This is a genomic window from Diaphorobacter ruginosibacter, from assembly GCF_040396215.1.
Taxonomy (GTDB): Bacteria; Pseudomonadota; Gammaproteobacteria; order Burkholderiales; family Burkholderiaceae_C; genus Diaphorobacter_A; species Diaphorobacter_A ruginosibacter_A.
Genome location: NZ_JBEBOW010000160.1, coordinates 1 through 7,276, shown reverse-complemented (window position 1 = coordinate 7,276; position 7,276 = coordinate 1). Strand labels below are relative to the sequence as shown.

The following is a 7,276-nucleotide window of genomic DNA, read 5'->3' as shown; positions in this document are numbered from 1 at the left end:
GGCGCGAGGAGATCGTGAACACGTTCTTACACCTGATCGGCGGACAACCCGGCCGTCTGGCTGAAGCCGCCGTCCACGTAGGAGATCTCGGCCGTCATGCCGCTGGCCAGGTCGGACAGCAGGAATGCCGCGACATTGCCCACGTCCTCGATCGTCACGTTGCGGCGCAGCGGCGCGGCATCGGCCACGCGGCCCAGGAGCTTGCCGAAGTCCTTGATGCCCGATGCGGCCAGTGTCTTGATAGGACCGGCCGAAATGCCGTTGACGCGGATGGCGCGGCCATCGGCGGTGCGGCCCACGGCTTCGGCCAGATAGCGCACGGAGGCCTCCAGCGACGCCTTGGCCAGGCCCATGGTGTTGTAGTTGGGAATGGAGCGCAGCGCGCCCAGGTACGACAGCGTCAGCAGTGAAGACTTGTCGTTGAGATACGGCAGCGCGGACTTGGCCATGGCCGGGAAGCTGTAGGCGCTGATGTCGTGGGCGATCTTGAAGTTCTCGCGCGTCAGCCCGTCGAGGAAGTTTCCGGCGATGGCCTCGCGCGGAGCAAAGCCGATGGAATGCACGAAGCCGTCGAACTTTCCCCAAGCGGCGCCCAGGTCGGCGAACATCCTGTCGATCTGCGCGTCGTCCGAGACGTCGCAGTCGAACACCAGCGTGGAATTGAATTCAGCGGCAAATTCAGTGATGCGGTCCTTGAAGCGTTCGCCCACGTAGCTGAAGGCCAGTTCGGCGCCTTGCTCATGGCAGGCGCGCGCGATGCCGTAGGCGATGGAGCGATTGGACAGCACGCCCGTGATGAGCAGCTTCTTGCCGGCGAGAAAACCCATTGTCTTGTTCTCCTGAGAGGGATGAGGTCGAATAACGTGGCGGGTGGGCAGCCCGGTGATTTGTCGCGATCACGCAGTGGCTGTCCGCCCTTGTGGTGCAGAATTGTCGCATGCGGTTAACAAAGAGCATTTCCTGTCCGGCTTTGCTGGTCATTGGCGCGCTGGCCTGCGCGCCGGCGTGGCCGGCCCATGCCTATGCCCTTTGGGGCAAGCCGCGCTATGCGGCGGATTTCCGGCATTTCGACTATGTGAATCCCGACGCTCCCAAGGGCGGCACGCTGCGGCTGGTGAGCAATCTGCGCTATTCGACCTTCGATAAGTACAACCCGTTCACGCTCAAGGGTTCGCCGCCCGCCTATCTCGCGGACATGATGTTCGAGACGCTGCTGACGGGCAGCCTGGACGAGACCGCGACCGGCTACGGACTGCTGGCCGAGGACGTGGACGTCCCCGCGGACGGCATGAGCGCGACGTTCCGGCTGCGGCGCGAAGCGCGCTTTCACAATGGCAAGCCGGTGCTGGCCAAGGACGTGAAGCACAGCTTCGACACCTTGATGAGCAAGTACGCCGCACCCAGCTACAAGACCATCATGGCCGAGGTCGAGGATTGCGAGGTGCTCGATGAGCGGACCGTGCGCTTTCGCTTCAGGAAGCCCAACCGCGAGCTTCCATTGACCGTGGGCGGGGCGCTGCCCATTTTCAGCGCCGATTGGGGCGTGGAAAACGGCAAGGCCAAGCCTTTCGACGAAGTGGTGACCGACATCCCCATCGGCAGCGGCCCTTACAAGATAGGCCCGGTGAAGTTCGGCAAGGACATCACCTACGAGCGCGATCCGCATTATTGGGGCGCCGGATTGCCGGTGCGCGTGGGCACGGCGAATTTCGATCGTGTCGCCATCAAGATCTACCGTGACAGCACGGCGCGGCTGGAGGCGCTGAAGGCGGGCGAGTTCGATCTCATGCGCATCAACAGCGCGGGCGATTGGGCGCGCCGCCTGACCGGAAAGCGTTTTGATTCGGGCGAACTCAGGAAGGGCCAGTTCGAGAACCGGCTGCCTTCGGGTTTCCAGAGCTTCTTCCTGAACACGCGAAGGCCGCTGCTCGAGGATGTGCGCGTGCGCGAGGCGCTGGGCCTGGCGTTCGACTACGAATGGATGAACCGCCAGATGTTCTACGGCGCATACCGCCGCGTGCATGGCCTGTTCGGCAATACCGCCTGCGCCGCGCGGGGCGAGCCCTCGGCGGCCGAGCATGCGCTGCTGGATCCGTTCGGCAATGAGCTGCCGCCGGGCACGCTGGGCCCGATGATCGAGCCGCCGCGCACCGACGGCGACCACAGCCTGCGCGCCAATTTGCGCAAGGCGCAGCAACTGCTCGAGGAGGCGGGCTGGGCCGTGGACAAGGATGGAGTCTTGCGCAATGCCCAGGGGCAGCCGCTGGTGCTCGAGTATCTCGACAGCAGCGAAAGCGGCGTCAAGGTGGTCACGCCGTGGATGCGCAACCTGGAGAAGCTGGGCATCCAGCTGAAGGTCCGCATGGTGGACTACGCGCTGTACCAGCAGCGGCTGGACAAATACGATTACGACATCATCTCGCTGAATATTCCCGGCACGCCCAATCCGGGCCAGGAATACGCCGAGTTCTTCGGCAGCGCCGCCGCCGACCAGGAGGGTTCGTTCAATTTCGTGGGCCTGAAGAGCCCCGCGGTGGATGCCGTGATCAAGGCGATGGTGGGCGCGAAGTCGGAGGAGGGCATGCTGGCCGCGTGCCGCGCGCTCGAGCGTATCGTCGTGCACGGCCACTACCTGATTCCGCAGTGGACCTCGCCCACGCATCGCATGGTGTACAACGCCTGGCGCGTGGCGTACCCTGACGTCATTCCGCCGTATTCGCCGGGCGAGTTGTGGGCCGTCTATGTCTGGTGGGCCAGGATGCCGCCGCAGACCGCCCATATCCAGGCGGGCAGCAGCTGAACGAGCGGAAAACGCAGGAGCGGGAACGCAGTCAATCCATGTTCGCCTACATTCTCAAACGCATTCTTCTGATGATCCCCACGCTTCTGGGCGTGCTGCTGCTCACGTTCATGGTGGTGCAGTTCGTGCCCGGCGGCCCAGTGGAGCAATACCTGGCGGAAGCCAAGGCGGCGCCGGGCGGCGGGGGCGATGGCGCCGCCTTTTCCTACCGTGGCGGGCAGGGGGTGGACGCCAGGCGCATCGAGGAAATCAAGAAGCTCTATGGCTTCGACAAGCCGGCGCACGAGCGTTTTTTCCAGATGCTCGGGCAGTTCGCGCGTTTCGACCTGGGACGGAGCTTTTTCCAGAACAAGGACGTCTGGACGCTCGTGAAGGAAAAGCTGCCGGTCTCCATCAGTCTCGGCCTGTGGACTTTCTTCATCAGTTATCTGGTGGCGGTGCCGCTGGGCGTCGCCAAGGCCGTGCGCGCCGGATCGCGCTTCGACTTCGTGACCACGCTGATCATCCTGGTGGGGTATGCGATTCCGGGGTTCGTGCTGGGGGTGCTGCTGCTGGTGATCTTCGGCGGGCAGCTCCAGTGGTTTCCGCTTCGCGGGCTGACGTCCGCGAACTGGGACGAACTCAGCCTCATGGGCAAGGTGACGGACTATCTGTGGCACATCGCGTTGCCAGTCACGGCGATGGTCGCGGGCAGCTTCGCGGTGACGGCCATGCTCACCAAGAACGCGTTCCTGGAGGAAATCCGCAAGCAGTACGTGCTGACCGCGCGCGCCAAGGGGCTGAGCGAACGGCAGGTGCTGTGGAAGCACGTGTTCCGCAATGCGCTGATTCCGATCATCACGGGGTTCCCGTCGGCGTTCATCGGCGCGTTCTTCGCGGGGTCGCTGCTGATCGAGACGCTCTTCTCGCTCGACGGCCTGGGGCTGCTGAGCTATGAGAGCGTGATCCGCCGCGACTACCCGGTCGTGCTGGGAACGCTCTATCTTTTTACCCTGATCGGGCTGGTGACCAAGCTGATCAGCGATCTTTGCTATGTCTGGGTGGACCCGCGCGTCAAGTTCGATTGAGCCGCGCTCCGTCTTGCTGCTTCCTTGCGGCGCTCGTGGATGCGCCAGAACAGCACCAGCATCAGCGCGATGTTGAGCGCCAGGACCGCCACGCCCTGCCAGTGGCGCCGGGCCAGGATATGGTGGATTTCAAGCGGAATGTAGACGCCGCTTGAAAGCGCGCCAAACCATTCGCCCCAGGGCCTGTCATGCCAGAGCCCCCAGGCCTCGATCCAGCGCAGCGTGACGTAGGCGCCGCCCAGCATCATGATGGTGCGCGCAGGGGTGCCCACGAGCCGGTCGACGCCCTGCAGCAGGATGTCCGGGTAGCGTGCGCCGGGCGACAGGCCGAAGTGGCCGATCAGCTCCAGCGCAAGCCTGTGCAGATCGTGATGCAGCAGGCTGAGAAGGCCCGTGAGAGCCACAAGCGCGGCAAGGCCCTTGAGGGCCTCGAAAAGCGCGATGGCCTGGACGGCCCTGCGCAGCCTGGATCCTGTGGCGTTGGTCAATGAGTTGAATGCCGGCAATAGCCGGTTGCGGTCATGGGTTCGCACGCATTCTCGGGCCGGCGCGATGGCGGCGCTTGTCAGAATAGAGGCCGATTCGCCAGGCAGGTTTGCGGCGCGCCGCCGGAATGTCGCTATTATTGTTTTTCCGGCGGGCGGCCAGCGAGGCGCTCGCACATCCGTTCCACTTCTTTTCCAGCCCGACCGACCGTCATCTCCGTGGGAAATTCGCAATCTCAAACCGCGCGTGCATGGAGGCGCTTTCGCCGCCACCGTCTTGGCTATTGGAGCCTGGTGCTGTTCTCCGTGCTGGTGGCGCTGAGCCTGGTGGCCGAACTGATCTCCAACGACCGGCCGCTGCTGGTGAAATACGAAGGCCGGTATTACCTGCCGATGCTGCACAGCTACCCCGAGACGACATTCGGCGGCGACTTCCATACGCCGACGGATTACCTCGATCCATTCATCCGCCAAAGGCTCTCGGGCAACGGCAACTGGGCGATCTACACCATCAACCGCTACGGGCCCGAGACGCTGAATTATTTCGCGGAGTCTCCCAACCCCTCCGCGCCCACGCGCGTGAACTGGCTGGGAACGGATGATCGCGGGCGCGACCTGCTCGCCCAATTGCTGTACGGCTTTCGCGTGAGCGTGCTTTTCGCGCTGGCGCTGACGGCCGTTGGCGTGGTGCTGGGCGTGCTGGCCGGCGCGATCCAGGGTTTCTTTGGCGGCAGGATGGACCTGGCCTTTCAGCGGTTCATCGAAATCTGGGGCTCCATGCCGGAGCTGTACCTGCTGATCATCTTCTCGGCGGTATTCGCGCCCAGCATCGCGCTGCTGCTGGTGCTGCTGTCGCTGTTCGGCTGGATGGGACTGTCCGACTACGTGCGCGCCGAATTCCTGCGCAACCGCCAGCTCGACTATGTGAAGGCGGCGCGCGCGCTCGGCGTGGGCAACTGGCAGATCATCTGGCGCCACATTCTTCCCAACAGCATGACGCCCGTGGTCACGTTCCTGCCGTTTCGCATGGGGGCGGCGATCCTGGCGCTGACCTCGCTCGATTTTCTCGGGCTGGGCGTTCCGCCCGGCACGCCCAGCCTGGGCGAATTGCTCGCGCAAGGCAAGAACAACATCGACGCATGGTGGATTTCGGTCTCCACCTTCGCCACGCTGGTGATCACCTTGCTGCTGCTCACCCTGATGGGCGATGCGCTGCGCGATGCGCTCGATCAGCGAAAGATGGAGCAATGAACCGCGTTGCCATCGACTCCATGGGCGTATCCCGCCCGCTGCTGGATGTGCGGGACCTGCGGGTGCTTTTCGGCGGCAAGCAGGTCGTGCATGGCGTGAGCCTGCAGGTCCGGGCGGGGGAGAAGCTGGCGCTGGTGGGCGAGTCGGGCTCGGGCAAGACGGTGACCGCGCTGTCGCTGCTGCGCCTGGCGGGCGATGCCGACATCCAGGGCCATGCCCTGTTCGAGGGCCGTGATCTTCTGAGCCTGAGCGAGCGTGAACTGCGCGGCGTGCGGGGCGGCGAGATCGCCATGATCTTCCAGGAACCGATGACGGCGCTGAATCCGCTGATGGCGGTGGGCGAGCAGATCGCCGAAGTATTGCAGCTCAAGCAGGCGCTCACCCGGCAGCAGGCGCGCGATCAGGCCATCGAGCTTCTGGCGGCCACGGGCATTCCCGAGCCCGCGCGGCGCGCGTCGGCATTCCCGCATCAGCTCTCCGGCGGACAGCGGCAGCGCGCGATGATCGCCATGGCGCTTGCCAGCAAGCCGAAACTGCTGCTGGCCGATGAGCCCACGACCGCGCTGGACGTGTCGCTGCGCGGGCAGATCCTGGAGCTGCTTGGCGACCTGCAGCGGCAGACGGGCATGGCGGTGCTGATGATCACGCACGATCTGGTGCTGGTGCGCGGGTTTGCCGACCGGGTCGCGGTCATGGAGCACGGGCGGCTGGTGGAGCAAGGCGGCGTGGCTCGGATCTTCGAGGCGCCCGGGCATCCCTATACCCGCAAGCTGATCGGCAGCACGCCGGTGCGCGACGTGATCGAGCATCCTCCCGGCACGGCGTCCCGGGAGCAGGCGGCGGCGCTGGCGTCGGACCTCACCGTCGGCTATCCCGTGCCGCTGTCGGGCTTCAGGGGCTGGTTCGGCAAGGGCCGCTTCGAGGCCGTGAAGCACGTGGGTTTTTCTCTGCCGCGCGCACAGACTTTGGGCGTCGTGGGCGAATCCGGTTCAGGAAAGTCCACTCTGGCGCAGGCCATGCTCGGCCTGCTCGCGCATGAGGGCACGATCGCCTTGCAGGGGCAGGAGTGGCAGCATCCGCCCATGCGCAACTCGCCGCACAACAAGGCTTTGAGGCGCAGGGTGCAGGTGGTTTTCCAGGATCCGTTCTCTTCGCTCTCGCCGCGCCTGACCATCGAGGAGATCGTCGGCGAGGGGCTGAAGGTGCATGCGCCGCAGCTCACCGCGCCGCAGCGGCGCGAGCGGGTGCTGCAGATGCTGGCCGACGTGGGGCTGGGCGAGGCGCAGTTTCCCGGTTTGCCGGGGCGCTACCCGCATGAGTTTTCGGGCGGGCAGCGCCAGCGCATCGCCATTGCGCGGGCGTTGGTGGTCGGGCCCGAATTGCTGGTGCTCGACGAACCCACGAGCGCGCTCGACGTCACCATCCAGCAGCAGGTGCTGAGCCTGCTGCAGCGCCTGCAGAAAACGCGCGAGTTGTCCTATCTGCTGATCACGCACGACGTCGCCGTGGTGAGGGCCATGGCGCATCGGGTGATCGTGATGAAGGATGGGGAGGTGCTGGAGAGCGGCAGCGTCACCGAGGTGCTCGATGCGCCGCAGCATCCCTATACGCAGAAGCTGGTGCGGGCGGCGCTGGGCGCCGCATCCACGGGCTGAGCCGGGGCCCGTCCGGCT

The 7,276-nt window shown here is 65.1% G+C and carries 6 protein-coding genes; 4 read left to right on the top strand and 2 right to left on the bottom strand.

Annotated features, from left to right (window positions below):
- Positions 1–26 precede the first annotated feature (26 nt).
- Entirely contained in the window at positions 27–827 is an 801-nt protein-coding gene (gene fabI, locus ABWP92_RS15550) for an enoyl-ACP reductase FabI (RefSeq protein ID WP_353236309.1), read from the bottom strand.
- A 110-nt stretch (positions 828–937) separates the two neighbouring features.
- Here fabI and ABWP92_RS15545 point away from each other — a divergent pair, with 110 nt between their 5' ends.
- Positions 938–2,800: an extracellular solute-binding protein gene (locus ABWP92_RS15545; protein ID WP_353236308.1), complete on the top strand. Its 1,863-nt coding sequence runs from the start codon at positions 938–940 to the stop codon at positions 2,798–2,800.
- Positions 2,801–2,838: 38 nt separating this feature from the next.
- On the top strand, positions 2,839–3,867 hold the full coding sequence (locus ABWP92_RS15540) for a microcin C ABC transporter permease YejB (protein WP_353236307.1): 1,029 nt from the start codon (positions 2,839–2,841) through the stop codon (positions 3,865–3,867).
- Here ABWP92_RS15540 and ABWP92_RS15535 read toward each other — a convergent pair.
- The gene (locus tag ABWP92_RS15535) at positions 3,831–4,355 is read right to left on the bottom strand and encodes a DUF2127 domain-containing protein (protein WP_353236306.1); all 525 of its coding nucleotides are present in this window, start codon (positions 4,353–4,355) and stop codon (positions 3,831–3,833) included. The two genes, ABWP92_RS15540 and ABWP92_RS15535, sit on opposite strands and share 37 nt — an antisense overlap.
- A gap of 216 nt (positions 4,356–4,571) precedes the next feature.
- On the opposite strand from ABWP92_RS15535, the gene ABWP92_RS15530 reads away from it, so the two are divergent.
- Positions 4,572–5,603, top strand: coding sequence for an ABC transporter permease (locus ABWP92_RS15530; protein ID WP_353236305.1), 1,032 nt, complete (start codon positions 4,572–4,574; stop codon positions 5,601–5,603).
- Positions 5,600–7,258 carry an ABC transporter ATP-binding protein gene (locus tag ABWP92_RS15525; RefSeq protein ID WP_353236304.1) on the top strand — a complete coding sequence of 553 codons (1,659 nt, stop codon included), beginning with the start codon at positions 5,600–5,602 and terminating at the stop codon, positions 7,256–7,258. The genes ABWP92_RS15530 and ABWP92_RS15525 overlap by 4 nt, the downstream gene beginning before the upstream one ends.
- The last annotated feature ends 18 nt before the right edge of the window (positions 7,259–7,276 follow it).

Bases quoted from the DNA above. Each gene is read 5' to 3' on its own strand.
- fabI (WP_353236309.1), bottom strand. From the start codon at position 827: ATGGGTTTTCTCGCCGGCAAGAAGCTGCTCATCACGGGCGTGCTGTCC.
- ABWP92_RS15545 (WP_353236308.1), top strand. From the start codon at position 938: ATGCGGTTAACAAAGAGCATTTCCTGTCCGGCTTTGCTGGTCATTGGC.
- ABWP92_RS15540 (WP_353236307.1), top strand. From the start codon at position 2,839: ATGTTCGCCTACATTCTCAAACGCATTCTTCTGATGATCCCCACGCTT.
- ABWP92_RS15525 (WP_353236304.1), top strand. From the start codon at position 5,600: ATGAACCGCGTTGCCATCGACTCCATGGGCGTATCCCGCCCGCTGCTG.